The organism is Vibrio sp. SBT000027 (genome assembly GCF_963894355.1).
Lineage (GTDB): Bacteria > Pseudomonadota > Gammaproteobacteria > Enterobacterales > Vibrionaceae > Vibrio > Vibrio splendidus.
In genome coordinates this window covers 2419218-2437020 of the sequence record NZ_CAWQGD010000004.1, presented here as the reverse complement: position 1 = coordinate 2437020, position 17803 = coordinate 2419218, and the positions used below count along the sequence as shown (strand labels likewise).

General features: G+C 45.9%; 19 protein-coding genes. 2 read left to right on the top strand and 17 right to left on the bottom strand.

Annotation, left to right across the window (positions count from 1 at the left end; translation table 11 throughout):
• Positions 1-46 precede the first annotated feature (46 nt).
• Positions 47-1474 (top strand): glutamate--tRNA ligase, encoded by a 1428-nt coding sequence (gene gltX / locus AACU28_RS20740; RefSeq protein WP_121603529.1) that lies wholly within the window; start codon positions 47-49, stop codon positions 1472-1474.
• Positions 1475-1560: 86 nt separating this feature from the next.
• Here gltX and AACU28_RS20735 read toward each other — a convergent pair whose 3' ends face one another.
• The 17 genes from AACU28_RS20735 to AACU28_RS20655 form a co-directional block, all read right to left on the bottom strand.
• On the bottom strand, positions 1561-2784 hold the full coding sequence (locus tag AACU28_RS20735; protein WP_019350481.1) for a beta-ketoacyl-ACP synthase: 1224 nt from the start codon (positions 2782-2784) through the stop codon (positions 1561-1563).
• On the bottom strand, positions 2781-3506 hold the full coding sequence (locus AACU28_RS20730) for a 3-ketoacyl-ACP reductase FabG2 (protein ID WP_017095982.1): 726 nt from the start codon (positions 3504-3506) through the stop codon (positions 2781-2783). The genes AACU28_RS20735 and AACU28_RS20730 overlap by 4 nt, the downstream gene beginning before the upstream one ends.
• Positions 3503-3967 (bottom strand): hotdog family protein, encoded by a 465-nt coding sequence (locus AACU28_RS20725; RefSeq protein ID WP_121603528.1) that lies wholly within the window; start codon positions 3965-3967, stop codon positions 3503-3505. The genes AACU28_RS20730 and AACU28_RS20725 overlap by 4 nt, the downstream gene beginning before the upstream one ends.
• Positions 3960-5159: a beta-ketoacyl-[acyl-carrier-protein] synthase family protein gene (locus AACU28_RS20720; RefSeq protein ID WP_121603527.1), complete on the bottom strand. Its 1200-nt coding sequence runs from the start codon at positions 5157-5159 to the stop codon at positions 3960-3962. Before AACU28_RS20720 ends, AACU28_RS20725 begins: the two co-directional genes overlap by 8 nt.
• Positions 5160-5164: 5 nt before the next feature.
• Positions 5165-5788: a DUF3261 domain-containing protein gene (locus AACU28_RS20715; RefSeq protein WP_054542520.1), complete on the bottom strand. Its 624-nt coding sequence runs from the start codon at positions 5786-5788 to the stop codon at positions 5165-5167.
• Positions 5785-8157, bottom strand: a complete 2373-nt coding sequence (locus tag AACU28_RS20710; RefSeq protein ID WP_121603526.1) for an MMPL family transporter — start codon at positions 8155-8157, stop codon at positions 5785-5787. The genes AACU28_RS20715 and AACU28_RS20710 overlap by 4 nt, the downstream gene beginning before the upstream one ends.
• On the bottom strand, positions 8129-8827 hold the full coding sequence (locus tag AACU28_RS20705; protein WP_121603525.1) for a LolA family protein: 699 nt from the start codon (positions 8825-8827) through the stop codon (positions 8129-8131). Before AACU28_RS20705 ends, AACU28_RS20710 begins: the two co-directional genes overlap by 29 nt.
• Positions 8814-9344 (bottom strand): acyl-CoA thioesterase, encoded by a 531-nt coding sequence (locus AACU28_RS20700; RefSeq protein WP_017093402.1) that lies wholly within the window; start codon positions 9342-9344, stop codon positions 8814-8816. Before AACU28_RS20700 ends, AACU28_RS20705 begins: the two co-directional genes overlap by 14 nt.
• A 73-nt stretch (positions 9345-9417) precedes the next feature.
• Positions 9418-10965, bottom strand: a complete 1548-nt coding sequence (locus AACU28_RS20695) for an HAL/PAL/TAL family ammonia-lyase (protein ID WP_054542517.1) — start codon at positions 10963-10965, stop codon at positions 9418-9420.
• The gene (locus AACU28_RS20690) at positions 10943-12766 is read right to left on the bottom strand and encodes a glycosyltransferase family 2 protein (RefSeq protein WP_121603524.1); all 1824 of its coding nucleotides are present in this window, start codon (positions 12764-12766) and stop codon (positions 10943-10945) included. Before AACU28_RS20690 ends, AACU28_RS20695 begins: the two co-directional genes overlap by 23 nt.
• Positions 12759-13121, bottom strand: a complete 363-nt coding sequence (locus AACU28_RS20685; RefSeq protein WP_102497698.1) for an ApeI family dehydratase — start codon at positions 13119-13121, stop codon at positions 12759-12761. The genes AACU28_RS20690 and AACU28_RS20685 overlap by 8 nt, the downstream gene beginning before the upstream one ends.
• Before the next feature lie 89 nt (positions 13122-13210).
• On the bottom strand, positions 13211-14599 hold the full coding sequence (locus AACU28_RS20680) for an AMP-binding protein (protein WP_121603523.1): 1389 nt from the start codon (positions 14597-14599) through the stop codon (positions 13211-13213).
• Positions 14600-14605: 6 nt separating this feature from the next.
• On the bottom strand, positions 14606-15163 hold the full coding sequence (locus tag AACU28_RS20675) for a COG4648 family protein (RefSeq protein WP_017084500.1): 558 nt from the start codon (positions 15161-15163) through the stop codon (positions 14606-14608).
• On the bottom strand, positions 15163-15420 hold the full coding sequence (locus tag AACU28_RS20670; protein WP_004739745.1) for an acyl carrier protein: 258 nt from the start codon (positions 15418-15420) through the stop codon (positions 15163-15165). Before AACU28_RS20670 ends, AACU28_RS20675 begins: the two co-directional genes overlap by 1 nt.
• A 10-nt stretch (positions 15421-15430) precedes the next feature.
• Positions 15431-15691, bottom strand: coding sequence for a phosphopantetheine-binding protein (locus AACU28_RS20665; protein ID WP_004736154.1), 261 nt, complete (start codon positions 15689-15691; stop codon positions 15431-15433).
• A gap of 105 nt (positions 15692-15796) precedes the next feature.
• Positions 15797-16567: a lysophospholipid acyltransferase family protein gene (locus tag AACU28_RS20660; protein WP_017088083.1), complete on the bottom strand. Its 771-nt coding sequence runs from the start codon at positions 16565-16567 to the stop codon at positions 15797-15799.
• Positions 16564-17313, bottom strand: a complete 750-nt coding sequence (locus AACU28_RS20655; RefSeq protein WP_183091204.1) for a beta-ketoacyl synthase chain length factor — start codon at positions 17311-17313, stop codon at positions 16564-16566. Before AACU28_RS20655 ends, AACU28_RS20660 begins: the two co-directional genes overlap by 4 nt.
• Positions 17314-17385: 72 nt before the next feature.
• Here AACU28_RS20655 and AACU28_RS20650 point away from each other — a divergent pair, with 72 nt between their 5' ends.
• Positions 17386-17775, top strand: coding sequence for a hypothetical protein (locus AACU28_RS20650; protein ID WP_121603521.1), 390 nt, complete (start codon positions 17386-17388; stop codon positions 17773-17775).
• Positions 17776-17803: the final 28 nt, after the last annotated feature.

Here is a 17803-nt window from a genome sequence, read left to right as displayed (position 1 = left end):
TAATGGCAATCACTAAAAGAATCACCTACATAATCAAGGTATTTAAATGACGGTTAAAACTCGTTTTGCTCCTAGCCCAACTGGCTATCTTCACGTTGGTGGTGCACGTACTGCACTTTACTCTTGGCTATTCGCTAAGAATCAAGGTGGTGAATTCGTTCTGCGTATCGAAGACACGGACCTTGAGCGTAACTCTCAAGAAGCGGTTGATGCAATTCTAGAAGGCATGCAATGGATGGGTATGGAATGGGATGAAGGTCCTTACTACCAATCTAAGCGTTTTGACCGTTACAACGAAATGGTTGATAAGCTACTTGCTGAAGACAAAGCATTCAAATGTTACGCGTCTAAAGAACTGCTTGATGAGATTCGTGCAGTACAAGAAGAAAACAAAGAAATGGCTCGTTACGATGCGAACCACCCTAAAATTGTTGCAGCAAACGAAGCAGCAAAAGAAGGTGATGCATGCGTTATCCGTTTCCGTAACCCTAAAGAAGGTAGCGTAGTATTTGATGACCAAATCCGTGGTCGCATTGAAATCGCAAACAGCCAACTTGATGACCTAATCATTCGTCGTACAGACGGTGCTCCAACTTACAACTTCGTGGTTGTAGTGGATGATTGGGATATGGGTATTACACACGTTGTTCGTGGTGAAGACCACATCAACAACACACCTCGTCAAATCAACATCTACGAAGCACTAGGCGCGCCAGTTCCAACTTTCGCTCACTGTGCAATGATTCTTGGTGATGATGGTGCGAAACTTTCTAAGCGTCACGGTGCCGTTTCTGTAATGCAATACCGCGACGAAGGTTACCTACCAAATGCACTAAACAACTACCTAGTTCGTTTAGGCTGGTCTCACGGTGACCAAGAGATCTTCTCTCAAGAAGAGATGATTGAATTCTTCAGCCTGAACGCAATCAGCAAGTCTGCATCTGCATTCAACACTGAAAAGCTACTTTGGTTGAACAACCACTACATCAAGACTTCTGAGCCTGAGTACGTTGCAGAATACCTGCAATGGCACCTAGACGCACAGAAGATCGATACAACAAACGGCCCGGCTATCACTGAAGTGATCAAGCTAGTTGGCGAGCGTTGTAACACCCTTATCGAACTTGCTGAGCAATCTCGCTACTTCTACGAAGATTTCTCTGAGTTTGAAGCTGGCGCAGCGAAGAAGCACCTACGTGGTGTTGCTAAAGGCCCACTAGAGCTTGCTCTTGCTAAGGTTGAAGCACTTGAAGAGTTCACTACTGCAAACATCAAAGATGGTGTGATTGCAGCTGTATGTGAAGAGCTAGAGATCGGCATGGGTAAAATCGGCATGCCACTTCGCGTAGCAGTAACGGGTGGCGGTCAGTCTCCTTCTGTTGATGCAGTGATGGAGCTTGTTGGTAAAGAGCGCGTAATCGCTCGTATCAAGATGGCTCTTGAGTTTATCGCTGAGCGTGAAGCTAACGCTTAATTGAGCTTTTGCTAGATTCAAAAAAGGGTCAGTAACTTGGTTACTGACCCTTTTTATTTGTCTCGAGTTTTAGCTAACAAATAAGCTTAAATCTTTTTGAAGATGATTGAGGTGTTAATTCCGCCAAAGGCAAAGTTGTTGCTCATCAGATATTCAACATCCAATTCGCGACCTGAGCCCGTGATGTAATCAAGCTTGCCGCAGCGTTCGTCGATGTTCTCAAGGTTTAAGGTTGGGCTGAACCAGCCTGAATGCATCATCTCTAGGCTTAACCAAGCTTCGATCGCACCACACGCACCAAGCGTATGACCAAAGTAGCTTTTCAATGAACTGATTGGCACTTCACCGAAAATGTTCGCGGTCGCATTACTTTCCGCAATATCGCCTTTTTCAGTCGCCGTTCCGTGCGCAGAAACATAGCCAATTTTCTCAGCAGGAAGTTGTGCGTCTTTCAGTGCTTTCTCCATACAAATTTGCATGGTTTCCATTTGAGGTTGGGTCACATGAGCGGCATCGCAGTTGCTGGCAAAGCCGATGATCTCAGCGTAGATTTTTGCGCCACGAGCAACGGCATGTTCATATTCTTCAAGAACAAGCGTGCCGGCACCTTCACCGATAACGAGGCCATCGCGCTCGCTGTCGTAAGGGCTAGGGGATTTTTCTGGCGTGTCGTTTTTTAAACTGGTAGCAAAAAGGGTATCGAAAACGGCAGACTCAGTTGGGCATAGCTCTTCACCGCCGCCGGCAACCATTACGGTTTGGTAGCCGTGTTTGATCGCTTCATAGGCGTAACCAATCGCTTGGCTTCCTGAAGTGCAGGCACTGCTGGTGGGAATTACACGACCGCGTAGGCCAAAGAACAATCCTACGTTGACCGCAGCGGTGTGTGGCATCATTTGAACATAGGTGGTTGCTGTAATTGCTCGTGTCGATTTCTCGTTAAGCATTACGCCGAATGCGCCAACTGCATCGGTACTGCCGGTTGAAGACCCGTAGGCAATGCCAGTTTCGCCGTTAGTCAGAACATCATGTCCAATCAACCCGGCTTGTGTTAAAGCATCTTCAGTCGCGACAGTGGCTAAGCGAGAAACCCGACCCATGCCTCGAACCTGTTTGCGTTTGTAGTGTTTTGGCAACTGGAATTCATCAATAGGCGCAGCTAGCTTAGTGTTGAGGCCATCATACTGCTCAAAGCTTGGCATATATTGAGTGGCGTTTTCACACGCTTTCAGTTTCGGCTCGATTTGCTGCCAGTCATTACCAAAGGCAGTAACACCAGACATGCCAGTTACAACAACGCGGCGGGTCATACTAAGCCTCCATTAACTGAAATCACTTGGCGAGTGACGTAGCCTGCAATATCAGACATTAGGTAGCTGACTAGGCCTGCGACTTCTTCTGGCTCGCCCATGCGGCGCAGTGGCACTTGAGGGAGTGCATGATCTTTTACGTGCTCATCAACCATGCCGGTATCAATTAAACCTGGAGCGACACAGTTTACTGTGATTTTACGTTTCGCGAGCTCTAAAGCCAGAGATTTAGTTGCGCCAATCACGCCCGCTTTTGCTGCGGCATAGTTGGTTTGACCGCGGTTACCCATGATGCCGGATACAGAAGCCAAAGTAACGATTCGACCGCCTTTGCGTTTTTGAACCATTGGCATCACGCACGGGTGAAGTACGTTGTAGAAGCTGTCGAGATTGGTATGGATCACGCCATCCCACTCTTCTTCCGTCATGGCTGGGAATGCTGTGTCACGAGTAATACCCGCATTGTTCACCACACCATAGTAAGCGCCATGCTCGGCAATATCTGACTCAAGCGTTTCGCGACATTCGCTGCGATTGCTGATATCAAACTGGATGAGACGTCCTGCGCCACCCAGTTCGGTGATCGACTTTAACGTGTATTCAGCACCTTGCTTGTCACCCATGTAATGAACGGCAATTTCAAATCCGTCTTTCGCGAGTTGAATAGCGATCGCTTTACCAATGCCTTTGCTGGCACCTGTGACTAAAACCTGACGGCTCATGATGGGCTCCTAGTTTTCATTTCTTGTAATTTTTGTTCGGTCGGCACGTAGACGTTGAGTTGGCATTGAGCCACTAACTGACCTTGGTCTTCGACTCTGGCGGTAAACACTGCCATCCCACTGTCTTCCATCAATTGCTCGGCGTAGATATCAAGAGTTTGACCTTGAGTAAACTCATCACACAGTGACTTGTAACGGCGAGAACCGAGTAAGAAGCCGATTGGGGGAGTGGTACCGTTTTTCAGTGCATGATATCCAGACCATGCAGCCACAGATTGCGCCATAAATTCGATACCGACATAAGCCGGTACGGTTTGATATTCAGCATTAAAGAACAGATTATGAGCTCCAATATCGACCTGACAGTGAATCGACAACGCCTCTACACTGATAGCACGATCGATTAATATCATCGGATCATCGTGTGGAAGAAGTTGGTCTACAGAAGGGATATCAGTCATTTACTACACCAAAGATCAGGCTAATGTTGTTGCCACCAAAAGCGAACGAGTTGCTTAAGATGTTCTTTACTTTAAGTTTCTGGGAACAGTTTACCAAATCAATCTCAATATCTTCAGCTTTATCCTGACATTTTTGTAAGGGAAGCGGTAAGTCATATTTTAAAATATGCCATGCTATTGCAGCCTCTATCGCACTTGCGGCTCCAAGAGTATGCCCGGTCAGAGGCTTGGTGGAACTGACGGGAACCTTGTTTGCAAAAATACGATGAATGGCTTTGCTTTCCATTGAATCATTGAGTGGGGTTGCGGTGCCATGAGCATTGATATAACCGATGTCTTCAGCTTGTAACTGTGCAGAATCTAACGCTTTTATCATCGCTTGCTCAGCGCCGTTCCCTTCAGGGTGGGGCGCTGAAATATGGTGTGCGTCAGAGCTATCGCCACAGCCTAACAAGGCAATGTTCGACGTGTCTTGCGTTGTATTAACATCGACTCGCTTTGTCTTGCTGAGCAACATAAACGCCGCCGCTTCACCGATGTTGATGCCATTTCGAGAGGCACTAAATGGCTGGCAATGTGTGGTCGAAAGTGCTTCCAGGCCATGAAAGCCATTGAGCGTCAGCTTACATAAGGTGTCTACACCTCCAACCAACACAGCATCAGCCATTCCAGAATCTAACAAGCGTTGAGCGGTAAGAAAAACACGGCCGCTTGATGAGCAGGCGGTCGAGATTGCGTAGCTTGGGCCTGTCAACGAGCAATATTGACTAACAAACTCTGAGGTATTCCCTAGCTCTTGTTTGGAGTAGTGATAATGCTCAGGAAACTCACCGTTTGCCAATTTATGTTTGAAAGCGACTTCACCATCAGAAATCCCCGAGGTGCTTGTGCCGATAACCACAGCAATTCTATCTGCGCCAAATTGTGACTTTGCTTGCTCGATAGAGTCTTGGATTTGATTTAGAGCTGATAACGCCAGTTGATTGTTACGAGTGGCGTATTGTGCGAGATTGGATGGAACATCAGGCAGTTCGCCCGCGACCTTACCCACGATAGTGTGCTTACCATCATTCAGCATATCGCTTACTTCGACCATGTTTGATTCACGCGCACCTTTGAGGCAGCCATGAATGTCAGCAACGCGTGAGCCTAATGCGGAGTGGAAACCACAGTCTTGGATATAAATAGGCATAGTATTCAGCTCTTACTTGGGTTATCGACAATCGTTGAGTTCAACGTTTGTATGGTGATGGTGTAGCCTTGAATCAAATGCTTGAAAACAATGTCTCCAGAGAGCTTCGGTTCATTAGCTTTTGCTTGATACTCGATACGAATAATGGCTTGTTGGTCGTCGTCAAACACGGTTCTTGTATTGTCAGTATCGACTAGGTGCCAACCTATGGTTTGCAAAGGCTGAGTCCAGGCTTCAGTCGGCCATAAGGTCAGCATCAAATTAAACAGCACCTGTTCAGGTTGTGGCAAAGTTGCGCCAAGCCCAGACAAAACCTGCGTATCAATCACTTGATTTTGATATTGCAGCGATAGGATGCGAGTACCCCAAGAAGAAAACCCCGCCAAAACCACTTTATCCGCTGTCACTTCGACTTGAACCGGAAGTTGCTGCGTATCGGTTTCCCACGTAGCGCTGATGAGCTGACTGGCCGTGAGGGAGTATCCCAGTTCAGCTGGCAATGGTAGTGCTAGCTCGGTGTCATTGTTGATAGACACACTTGCACCAGTTGGCTGCTGAGAAACCATCGAGCAGGCACTGAGCATTACACCCACTAGCGTGACGAAGGTGATTTTTAATGTCCTGATCATCTAAAAACCTCTCGAGAAGTTGGTCTTTCTACGTTTTTGCTATTGTTGATTGCGAGTGGCGAAAGTAGCCACGCGACAAAGATCCCTGTCAGAACAGTAACACCGAAGCTATGAATGGCATGAGTCTGACTTAGTGACAATAAGCCAAATGAAAGCAACGTTGTGAGACCCGATAGGGTAATCGCTAATAAGGTGCTTAGCGATTTTTTCTGCTCAGCAAAGAACAGGGTATAGTCGATACCAATCCCTAAAATTAGAATCAGCCCAAGCAGGTTAAACAGATTCAGTGTCGAGCCTAAAATGCCCGTGACCGCTAAACCTGCGACTCCGGCAATCAATGAAGGCAACAGCATTAATAGGCTTTGCTTCACACCGTAGCGCCAACCTAAAACCATCCCAATAGCGGCCAAAGCTATCAATAATAGCTCGGTGATCTTGACTCTGTATTCCGCAAAGAGAGCGGAGATTTCATCGGCTTTATTAAGGTATTTAACACCTTGTTGCTGAGCAAAGCTTGAATCGAGCCATTGAGAGAACAGTGCTGAGTTTGTAACGTCTTTGATCAAAATGACTGACGCCGCTTGTCCATCGATAGGTTTTAACCAAAGTGGCCGAACAGGTTCTGACACCGGTGATTCTAAAAATCCAGATACCGTGATTGCTTCGAACTTAGGTAATTCTGGAAAGCTAGGCCAACCAAGAGTGTTCTGTAAGATATGGCTTTGCTGGCGATAGAGTTGTTCAACCAATTGATAGTTATCATGCTGGTCTTGTTTACTTAACAACTGCTGATTGATGCTGCGATATCCTGAGATACCTTGGCTATCGATTAAAGAGTCTAAGCTCGCGGTGATTTTTGCCAGTTTTTTGAGTAGCTTCTGGTCGCTCTTAGCGGTCACCAGCAGCATATTTTGACCACTGCCTAACCCTGAGATTTCCGTAATGGCTTGCTCTTGCTGTTTGAGTTGCTCTGGCATCGCCTGAAGTTGGCGAATATCGTCGTCGTAGCGAATTTGACTGAGTGATATCAAGCTAACGACAGTCACTATTAATGGTAAGCCAATTCTAAACTTTTGGTTGCTCCAGAGACTTAACCAAGTATGCCAAAGCTTCGACAAGGGAAGCGGGCGTTCTTGACTTGGTTTTGCAGCTAAAACTGGGTACCAACACACCACGCTGGCGTAAGCCGCAATAAGCCCAATCGACGAAAACAGAGCCAGTTGCTGTAAACCCGGGAAAGGTGCCACCAACAGACCTAGGTAGCCAATCAAGCTGGTGATCAGACCCAAGGTGATCGCAACGATAATATGTTTCAACCCTTTGTCGCTTTGCCATTGATTACCCGCCGCCAAACGATCGGTTAGGTAATGGAAAGAGTAGTCGATGGATACGCCAATCAAGCTGGCACCGAACACCAAACTAAATAGGTGAACCTTGCCGAAGATAGCGACGGTGCTTGCCAGCGCAACCAACAACCCAGTGCTGATGGAAAGCAAGGATAAGGCAAGTGGTAGGGCACTACGAAACGTCAGCCACACCAATAAAATAACACCGGCTAATGAGCCCAAACCAATAGTACTGATTTCTGATTTCGCGCTTTCGGTGCCGTAATTTGCGTAGAACACCACACCGGTATGCTGCACTTTGACGCCAAACTGCTTTTCGACCTCGCGCTCAATTGAATCAAGATCGGGAAGTTGCTCTTGAATGGCCAAGCTATAAGGTGAACCCGCCAGAGTCGCCGTGACCAAAATATGAGTTTGGTCATTAGATTGAGCGGTGAGGTAGCCCTCTTTCAGAACAAAGTTACTTGATTGAACGCCAACTGCGCTGATGTAGTCGCGAAATAGTAGAAATGGGTCCATCGACAGTTCGGCTGCAGTGACGCCTGAGAACGGATTGTACAGAGACTGAATCACATATTGAGATCGTGAATCAGGCGAGTGTGTCAGTGTCTCTTTTTGTTGTTGGGTCAGCAGTTGAGATCGGTGACGAAAATAGAAATCGCTCCACTGGCTTTGAGTGCTGGCGTTGATTTTTCCTTGAACTTGTTTAAACAGAGTTGGCTGGCTTGAGAAGGTTCTTTGATTGAGCTTTTTTTCAAAAGCGTCAGTCGCTGTCATGGCTTTTTCGATGTCGGGAGCGCTGATGATAAATACGACTTGCTCGCTCATCGAGCTGGATATTTGCTGAAAGGCTTGCTCTACCATTGGGTCTTGCTGGTTTTCTGGCAGCAATTTTAGGATGTTGCTTTCAATCGGTACCGACGAAGAAAAAGTGAATTGTTTTATTAATAATCCGCTAAATAGCATGACGACAACAAGCCAAACAAGGGCCAGACTAGAGTTGGAATTGTTGCGCTTCAGCATCTGATAATACTTCCGGTAGATGGTTTAACTGACTAAATTCGATCACAGTGCTGTCTCCACGAATCTCTCTCAGTTCAATGCGTTCAATATCATTTTGACCTTGCAGCGTAATGGCTTCAAATACCGCGTTCATCGGAGCACTTTTCGGCTTTAGAGTGAGTGTCCATCGTGTGTCTTCTGAACTTGAGTTTGCACTTGCATTAGAGCTTTGCTCAATCGCTGGTTCAAATGACAGTGAGAATTGCTCTTGAAGTTTTTGCGTATCTCCGTGAAACACTGACAAGAATATATGGCTGAAATAAAACGCCATTGGGTTTTCTTTGTCGGTAATGATCTTAGCGGGTTGATCGGCAAACCTTTGGCTCAGTTTGTTATCGGTTAGCACCAAGCTAACAGGGAAGGGGGTAGTTTGTGTCCAAAGCAAACCATTCGACTTGTCTAACAGGAAAGTACCTTGTGATGTTAGAGGCTGGGCGAACATTTCCATGTTGCGCGTTTGGGTGAACTCACCACGCACTATGTTGTTTGCGCTTAATACTGTTTGCAGATCTGAAATAGAACCAACCGTAGTTGTACTTTCATTAGCAATAACAAAACTACTCGCCATCATTGAGGCAAGCCCTAGTAGTGCGATGCTGATGTGTTTGCGACTGCGTTTAAACAGACTCATGTTTCACCTGCTGCTGTGTGTTAGATACTTGAGGTTGATCTGATTGTTGGTCGCTTGGTTGCTGCTCAGTTGATTGGGGTAAGCAGCCAAACTGGTGCCAGTGCTCGACTTTATCGGTAAACACTTTCGGTGAAGCGAAGCACATCTCTTGTTCTTCAATGGTCACCGCAACCTGCATTGTGTGGGCGCGTGTCATGCGAGCACCTGTGTTGGCATCGTGAATTTCGTAGTCAACACGCAGGCGGTTTTCCCATTCAGTCAACTTAGCCGATACCTTGATCTGATGATTGAACGGTATCGCCTTAATGTACTTTACACGCGTGTCGATGATCGGCCACATGTAGCCTGAGTCCTTCATCTCATGGTAGTTGTACTCAATCTTATCCATCATGATGCGCCTTACTTCTTCAAAAAATCGGAAGTAATTACCGTGATAGATCACGCCCATCGGGTCGGCATCTTGGAATGAGGTAATCAGAGTCACCTCAGATTGTAATGGATGAAGGATTTCAGACATAAATCGCTCTCAACAATATTGCGTAAAAGGTTAGCTACTTCATGAGGTTCGCTACTTTATGAAGTTAGCTACTCTATGAGTAAAGTGACCAGTGCTGACTTTGAATACGAGCAATGAAGTGGCGTAGATCGCCTTCAAGTGGTCGATCTTCTACGATAAATTCAAACTCTTTAAGCACTTCGTCGCGAATGTACTTTAGGTTTTCACTCATGTGGTGCTCATCAAGTTCATTGTGGCGTTTACGAAGCTCAAGCGCTTGTGTACCCGCCAGAAGAGATGCTGCCGCAACTTGTTCAGTCAGTTCAAGAACACGTAGACAATCACGAGCCGCAATGGTGCCCATGCTGACTTTGTCTTGGTTGTGACACTCTGTTGAACGAGAGAACACGCTTGCTGGCATGGTGTGTTTCAATGCCTCTGCTGTCCAAGCTGAAACGCCAATCTGCACCGCCTTGAAGCCGTGGTTGATTGGCTTACGTTCGCCTTCTGCGCCTGTTAGGTTAAATGGCAGACCGTTATTGAACTTGTAGTCCATCAACTGCGCCATTTGACGGTCAAGTAGGTCTGCAAGGTTGGCTACCGCTGTTTTTAGTGTATCCATTGCCATTGCGATATGGCCACCGTAGAAGTGTCCACCGTGCAGTACGCGCTCATTGTCGCCATCGATAATTGGGTTATCGTTAGCGCTGTTCAGTTCGTTCTCAATCATTTGGCGTAGCCAAGGTAGAGAGTCTTGAACCACACCAATAACATGTGGAGCACAACGCAGTGAATAACGATCTTGTAGGCGATCACTGTTGCGTGGCGGGCGATCGGCTTGCAGGTCATCGCGCAGCCATGCAGCAACTTGTTGTTGACCTGGGTGAGGTTTCACTGCGAACAAGGCTTCATCGAAGTGGAAGTCGTTGCCTTGCATACCCACAGACACCATTGCCGTGATCTTAGTCGACAGCTGAGCTAGGTATTCTGCACGTTTGTAGGCGATACAAGCCAAAGCCGTCATTACTGACGTGCCATTCATCAATGCTAAGCCTTCTTTTGGCTTAAGCTTGATAGGGTTAATCCCTAGCTCTTTGTAAACGTCACTAGTAGGGCGAACTTCACCTTTGTAGATGACATCGCGCTCACCAATCAGTGCAGCTGCCAGATAAGACAGCGGCGTTAAATCGCCACTGGCACCCACCGATCCTTCTTGAGGAATACGTGGTGAGATATCTTGGTTGATCAGAGTAACGATCTGGTTGAGCAAATCGTGAGTCACCCCAGATACACCTTGTGACAATGAACAAAGGCGCGTTGCTAATACTGCACGAGATTGCTCGTGAGACAGTATTTCGCCTAAACCACAGCCGTGAAAACGTGTTAAATGCAGCGGTAGCTCGTCAACTAGGTTCGGCGGAATCGCAACGGTACATGAGTCACCGTAGCCCGTTGTCACACCATAGATCACGCCTTCTTCTTTCAATAGGCGTTCTAAAAAAGCGACACCGCGGTCGATTTTTGATGTGAACTGGTTACTTGAGTTCATCGAGGCTTTTGCGCCTTGTGAGATAGCGACAACGTCCTCGATAGTGAGGCGTTCGGCACCAAAGGTGATGCTATTTGGGTTCTTTTTCGTCATGGTGCTTGCTCAATGTCCAAAAATTAAAAAAGTTGTACCACTGAAGCGGTGCTTTCAGTGTGTAGTGCTGAAGTCGGTTCGCATATTTTTGCACGACTTGCTGTAAAGATTGTTCACGTGTCTTTCTTGGTAGCTCGATCTTGTCGCTAAAATGCTCGAAATAGACATTAAAGTGCGGCTTAACTCGTGAGTCATCACGTAGCCCAAACAATAGGAACACGGGTGCTTTGAGAACAGAGGCTAACATAAATGGCCCTTGAGGGAAGGGCGCTTCCTTACCCAAGAACTCTGCCCATACTGAACGGCTCTCTTTGCTGGTGGAGGTTCTATCGCCAACAATCACAATCCACTCACCTTGTTCCAGTTTCTGTTGCAATAAGATAGCCGTATCAGGCCCCATCGAGGTCACTTGAATCAAGTTTAAGTCAGACTGCGGGTTGACCGCTTTCATCACTGAATTGAAACGCTCAGCGTGCTCGGTGAAAACCAGCGCATTGATTTTGATGTTCGAGTGTCTGCGGCCTAAAGCGCGGCATAATTCGATATTGCCAAGATGAGAACCCAGAATCAGCACACCTTGTTGGTTTGCCACCATGCTCTCAAATTGTTCTTGACCATGAATGCTCAGGTTATCGACTGAAAAATCCCCTTTCCATGCCGCCAACTTGTCTAGCATGGTATGGCCAAACGAGAGTAGATGGTTATAACTGGTTAATTCAGCGGGTAACTCTATATTCTGTTGTTCAGCGTATGCCTTAAGCTGAAATAGGTACTGTTCTGAGGCGTTTCGTGCACGTTTGCCCGTTAGATGGTAGTAACGCATCACACCGCGTAAAATCAGATTAAATACGCCTCGGCCTAACAAGGTATAAACGGCCAATAACAGTTTGATTCCCAGCACAGTGCCGCGTTCTTGAGTACGTGACCAATGGGGTTGTTCTGAACCTATCTGTTCGGAATTTACCTGTCTTGAATCTGCCGAGGAATCTTGGCTATTTTCAGCCGATAACTTCTTCGCTGAATCCGACTTGAAATGACGCGCGATCAGTTTTGGTGCTCTTGGCAGCATGCCGAAGAACAGTCGCGTGTGCATCCAACTGATTTTTACGTTGTCCCACAGTGCATCGAAATGAGAGATACCATTCTCTGGGTAGATAACACGCGTTTCAACGAAGTCGATATCGCAGCCTTCCCAATACAGGCGAACCAGAATCTCGATATCAAAGTCCATTCTCGAACCGACATCGTATTTATTCAGTACGGTTTGCGTCTTATCGATTGGATACGCTCTAAAGCCACACATGCTGTCTTTAATTGATAAAGAAAGGGTTTCTATCCATACCCAGATATGTGTCGCGTAGCGTCCGTAGAGCCTTGCCTTAGGCACGCTCTCGTCATAGACCGGCTGACCCGAGATAAGTTGCTGGGGCTTAGTTTGTGAAGCTTGGATTAATGCGGGTAGGGCGTCTAGGTCATGTTGCCCATCAGCATCAATCTGAATGGCATGACTAAAGCCGAGCTCTTGCGCTCGCTTAATGCCCGCCTTTACTGCGCCGCCTTTGCCTTGGTTCTGATGAAGTGTTACCAAAGTCACGCTTGGGCTATCGGCAAGTGGAGTCAGAAACTGTTTGGTCTCGAGTTCACTGCCATCATCAACAATAATGATCGGAATTTCGAAATTAAGAAGTGATGAGACCACCGAGGGCATGGTTGCGCCGTGGTTAAAGCACGGAATTAGGAAGCAAGCCTTGTAGTTGCTTTCTTCAAGTGCGTGTTGAGAAACCGCCTCAGCGCTATTCACTTTTCTCTCCCAGCTTCATTTTGCCTGAAGAGTGAGTTTGTTCGCCATTGTTCGACGTGTAACTAAAGCTCAATTTATCTTTGTCAGCATCCCACTTGAGTGACAGCTGAATGGTCGAATCAGGCAGGATCGGCTCTTGGAACTTGATGACTTCCATGCCTTTAAAGTAACCAGGGACATTCAGCTCTTGAACTGCATAGTGAAGTGCCCAATCGATCTGTGTAACACCCGGAAGAATAGGGAAGCTCTTGAAGTGCCCCTTAAAATCGGTGATGTCCCCAGTAACATGGAGTGTCAAAGTCGATTCTTTCTCTACAGAGTCAACAGCAATGACGTTTGGTTTTCTCTTATCCATAGCGCGTGCTTAGAATCCTTGGGCTGAAAATGGGTGTTGTGACAAAAATATAAAAAGACAGTCTCAGTGTAAAACACGATAAGCGATTTCTATGATTTTACGAGCTGCTCTATGTGAGAGGTTAACCGCTTACCTTGGCTGTTGAGGGGAATTTCGTCAACAACACGATATTTTCTTGGGATAGCGATCGGTTCTAACCACTTTCTCAACTCTGAACGCAGCATCAACCAGAATTTACCTTTACTCATGGTTGCGAGTTTCGCTTGGCCTTGATCTGATAATACCAAAACCGATGCTAAGATTAAGCGCTCAGGTTCTTCAAATGGAATCACCACGCACTCACTGATCCAAGGAAGTTGCTCTAGTCGCTTTTCGACTTCAACCAGTGATACTCGTTTTTCTTCTATCTTGATCACTCGATCGGTTCGGCCTTTCAATATGAATTGATTGCTCGAGACCATTTCGCACTCATCAGCGGTTTGATACCAGTTGTTTTTGTCGATGTACGGCGACAATAACTTAATGCAATTCTCACTGTTGAGACTAGCCTCAATACAGTCAAAAAGCTGCCAAGGTGTTTGAGCGCTCTCTTGCTGACGAAATGCGATACCGCCGGTTTCTGTGCTACCAAAAACTTCGATGGGCAAATGTCCTAACAAGTTAAGAGCTTGGTGGGCCGATTCGGTTGGTAAAGGGCCACCAGAAGAAAACACACCAGCTAGCTGTGCAGACGCTGTCTCGTGTTTTAATCGTTTGAGTAGCGCAGGACTACTGATCAGCACGCTCTGTTTGTTAGCGTGAGATAGGATTTGTTCAGGGTACTCAAGATTGTGTCGAGCAAATGGAACACCAGAACAAAGTGGCCATAAAATTCGGAACAACAGACCATAGATATGTTGGTGTGAGACCGTACTGTGGACTCGGTTGCCCTTAAGTAAATCGCCCCAGTTTTTATCTAACTGAGCAGTTTCAATATCTAGGTGTTCTAATGTTTTATCTATCGCTTTTGGTGTGCCACTTGAACCTGAAGTAAACAGGGTCAATTGGATGGCTGCCAAATCCATGGTCGCGAGATTATCGATTAGAGGTTGTTGTGCTTTGGGGTTTGAGTCCAATAAGTTTTGGATATTGCGAACGTTACTAACCTCAACTTCACCAATCGAGTCATCAACTAACAGGCAGTCAAAATGTTCACTCAGCTCGGCAAGTGCACAAGGTTGATAGTTACCCGGTAAGATGATGTGTTTTTTGCTGACAGCACATGCCAAAAAGGCCACCGAAAATAGGCAGCTGTCTTGGGTACAAATCGCAACTCGTTGAAAATGGGATGAAGATAAAAGGTTCACGAGTTGAGATAAGTCGTCGTTAAATGTTTGCCAAGTAATCTCACTATTGTCGTCAAAGCAGACAATAGATTCAGGAGCTCGGTTTTGACTGAGGAGTTCAGACAATGAGATGTAAGAGACGGTTTGGGTCATAACAATTTAACTCTGACGAATGCGCTGTCTTACCACCCACTCTCCTGCAAAGAGTAACCCGGCGAACAAATAGCTGAGTAAGCCATTGTATAGGGTCCAGATTTCAAGAGACTGGAAGCAGGTGTAAAGGGCGATAGAGCCATTGATAACAAAGAATAAACACCAAACCTTGGTGACTTTTCGTGTGTAATCAACGCCACTTTGCGGAAGTTCAGGCTCTTGGAGTCGAGCAAGACGCTCGATAATCGTTTGCGGTTGCCATAGGCTTGAAGCGAATACAGCCAACATACAAACATTAACGATGACGGGATAATAGGTTAACCAGCCATGCTGTTTGAAGGCTAACCCTAATGCCAGTAGAACAATTCCGGCACTTCCACTGATCCAAGCTAGGTGTTTTAGCTCTTTGATCTTAGCCTGACCGCCGGTGAAAATGCGGACAGCAAAGATAGCGGCTAAGACGATACCAACGGTTTGTAGGCCAAACTTGTTGAGTCCAAAGTAAACCGCTATTGGATAAGTGAAAAGTATGATTGCCGACAATAAAGTCAGCAGAGGACGCATTAGGCGTCCTTCAATAGTTCAACCACAGACTCCACAACGTCATTAACGGTGCGTACTGCTTTGAACTCTTCAGGTTTGATCTTCTTACCCGTTACGTTCTGTAAATGAACGACCAAATCAACCGCATCAATACTGTCTAGGTCTAGGTCGAGATAAAGGTGTGCTTCAGGCGTGATATCTTCGGCATCAAGCTCAAACAGCTCAATAAGCGCATCTTTAACCTGATTGTATACTTCTTGTTGGTTCGCTTGTGTCATAAAGATCTGTCTAGTTGTTTGTTTGAGAAGAGATGTAGTTCGCTAGATTTTCAACTGACGCAAAGTGCTGTCGAGTGTTTGAATCGTCGGCATCGATAACAATGTTGTACTTTTTCTTGATAGCAAGACCAAGCTCAAGTGCATCGATAGAATCTAGTCCAAGTCCATCACCAAATAGTGGAGCTTCTGTTTCAATCTCATCAATGCTCATGTCTTCAAGGTTCAATGCGTCGATGATCAGTTGTTTCAGTTCGTTGTGTAATGTTTCCACTTTGGCCTACTTAATGCTTTATCTGAATGCTGCTTTAAGGGGGCGATTCTACATTATGCGATGTATTTTCGAAATGCCGATATCGCCGGTTGTTTTATTGATTAGCTAAATGTTTTCTTCGGAAGGGAATATAGTATGTGCAAGATGATGATTAAGGCGTCTTGCTGCCGAAGTTAAGTTATTTGCATTCTCAATAAATGGTGCGACTTCTATTTTACCTTTCACCGCGATATGAAAAAAGGGTTTCGTAGCAGGAACTTGATACCATTTTTTCTCTTTCGTTAAGAATGTCGGAGAAACCGTAATATGAATCACGCGTAAATCGGTTTGTGTTCGAGTAGCAATTTGCGCCGCACCACGTTGTAAGGATGGTTCAATTCCTGGCGTTGTGCGAGTTCCTTCGGGAAAAACCAGCAGTACATTGCCACGTGAAAAGCGTTCTTCACAACGTTCTAAAAGATCATCAGGTGCTTGATTGGGTATGTAACCCGCCGCTTTAACAATCCTCTTCATAAATGGGTTTTCCCATATAGCTGCTTTAACTAGGCAATCACATTGAGGAAGTTGAGAGGCGATCAGCACATAGTCGATTAAGCTCGGATGGTTGGCAACGATGATGCAGTTGCGATCTTCGCGTAGCAGTTCGGCACCATCAATTCTGTAATCAATTGCGCCGGTGAACTTCATGATTTGGCAAAAGGCGTTGAATGAGAAACGAATCAATCGCTGAACTTTGAGCTCTCTTTCAATGGTATTGGGTGTCGTTATCGCAATAGAAGGTAAGATTATGAAGCTTAATACTAAGCCTCCCAGCCCAAAGGTGGTAAAGCAGAATCCTGTCGCAAACACTCGCCAATATTGGTCTAACTTGCTCATTGCTGTGTTCCTGCCTTGGCGTTATTTATCCACGACCAAGCTCGGTGCTTGCCAGCAACAGTCCACTTATTTGTACCCAATAAGATATGCTGGAGCGTTTGTAGCCCTTGTGGTAACCCGGAAGATGCTTGGTTGGCTTCTACTGTTCTAGTAATAGAGTATTCACCGCCAGTCGTGAGCACTAAGCCCAGAGCATAATCAGCATAGTGTTGTGTTTCGTATTCTTGGTAAAGCTCAGGCAAAGGCTGGTCGAAATCAATGACGAGCACACGATGTGACGGATACTGATGTAGGTAAAGATAAGCTTCGATCAGAGCATTGTGGAAAGTATCTTGCCCAGCAGCGATAGAGGTCAGTGGAATCGGCGCTTTTGCGGCAATCGTTGTGAGACCAGCAGCGGTATTGTGCACCGACTGCGAGAACGCCATTGGTGAGGCGTCATCACCTTCTAAGATTGATTGAATCAATGTGGCAGTTCGGTGCAGCTCACCATGTCGGCTGGCAAAAACCAGAAAATCAACCGAGGTGTCTTTTAATAGAGTCAATGCAGTTTGGACGGCAAGCTTACTTTGCAGGCTCATTCGGCGACGCATCATCGGCGGGATGGCTTTAAATTCAGTTGAGCCATCTTGTGACCAATCTAAATTTGTGCTCCATGTTTGCCATTCGGCAACGGAATTGAGCCCCGCAGAATTTGCAGACCATTTCTCAATATTAAACGACATTAATTGGGATTGATTTGACATAGAGTATTGATTTGCTTTGGGTCTAACTAAATACTATGCGTGCTTATAAATAAACACAGGTAAGGAATTTAAATGAAATTACTAAAAATAGCCGTTTCAATGTTATTCATATTCGTTCTTGCAGGGTGTGGACGTGTCCAACCTGTAATGAATGTTGAGGATACTCCAGTTGCACTTAATCTTCAAAGTAAACAGGTGAAATCAGCTATTTATGAGTCTGCTGAAAACCGAGGCTGGTTGGTTTCAGAAATAAAGCCTAGCTTGATCCGTGCAGAACTGTATGTTCGTTCACACCATGCTGTGATTGAAATTCCTTATAGTGACAAGTTTTACTCTATTCTTTACGTTGAATCAGAGAATTTGAAGTACGACGATGGTGAAATACACCGTAATTACAACCGTTGGGTTAATAACTTAAACGTTGATATTAAACGTAAGCTTGCACAAATGGCAGCTGAGTAATCCTCTATTATTTAAAGTTAGGTTTTTC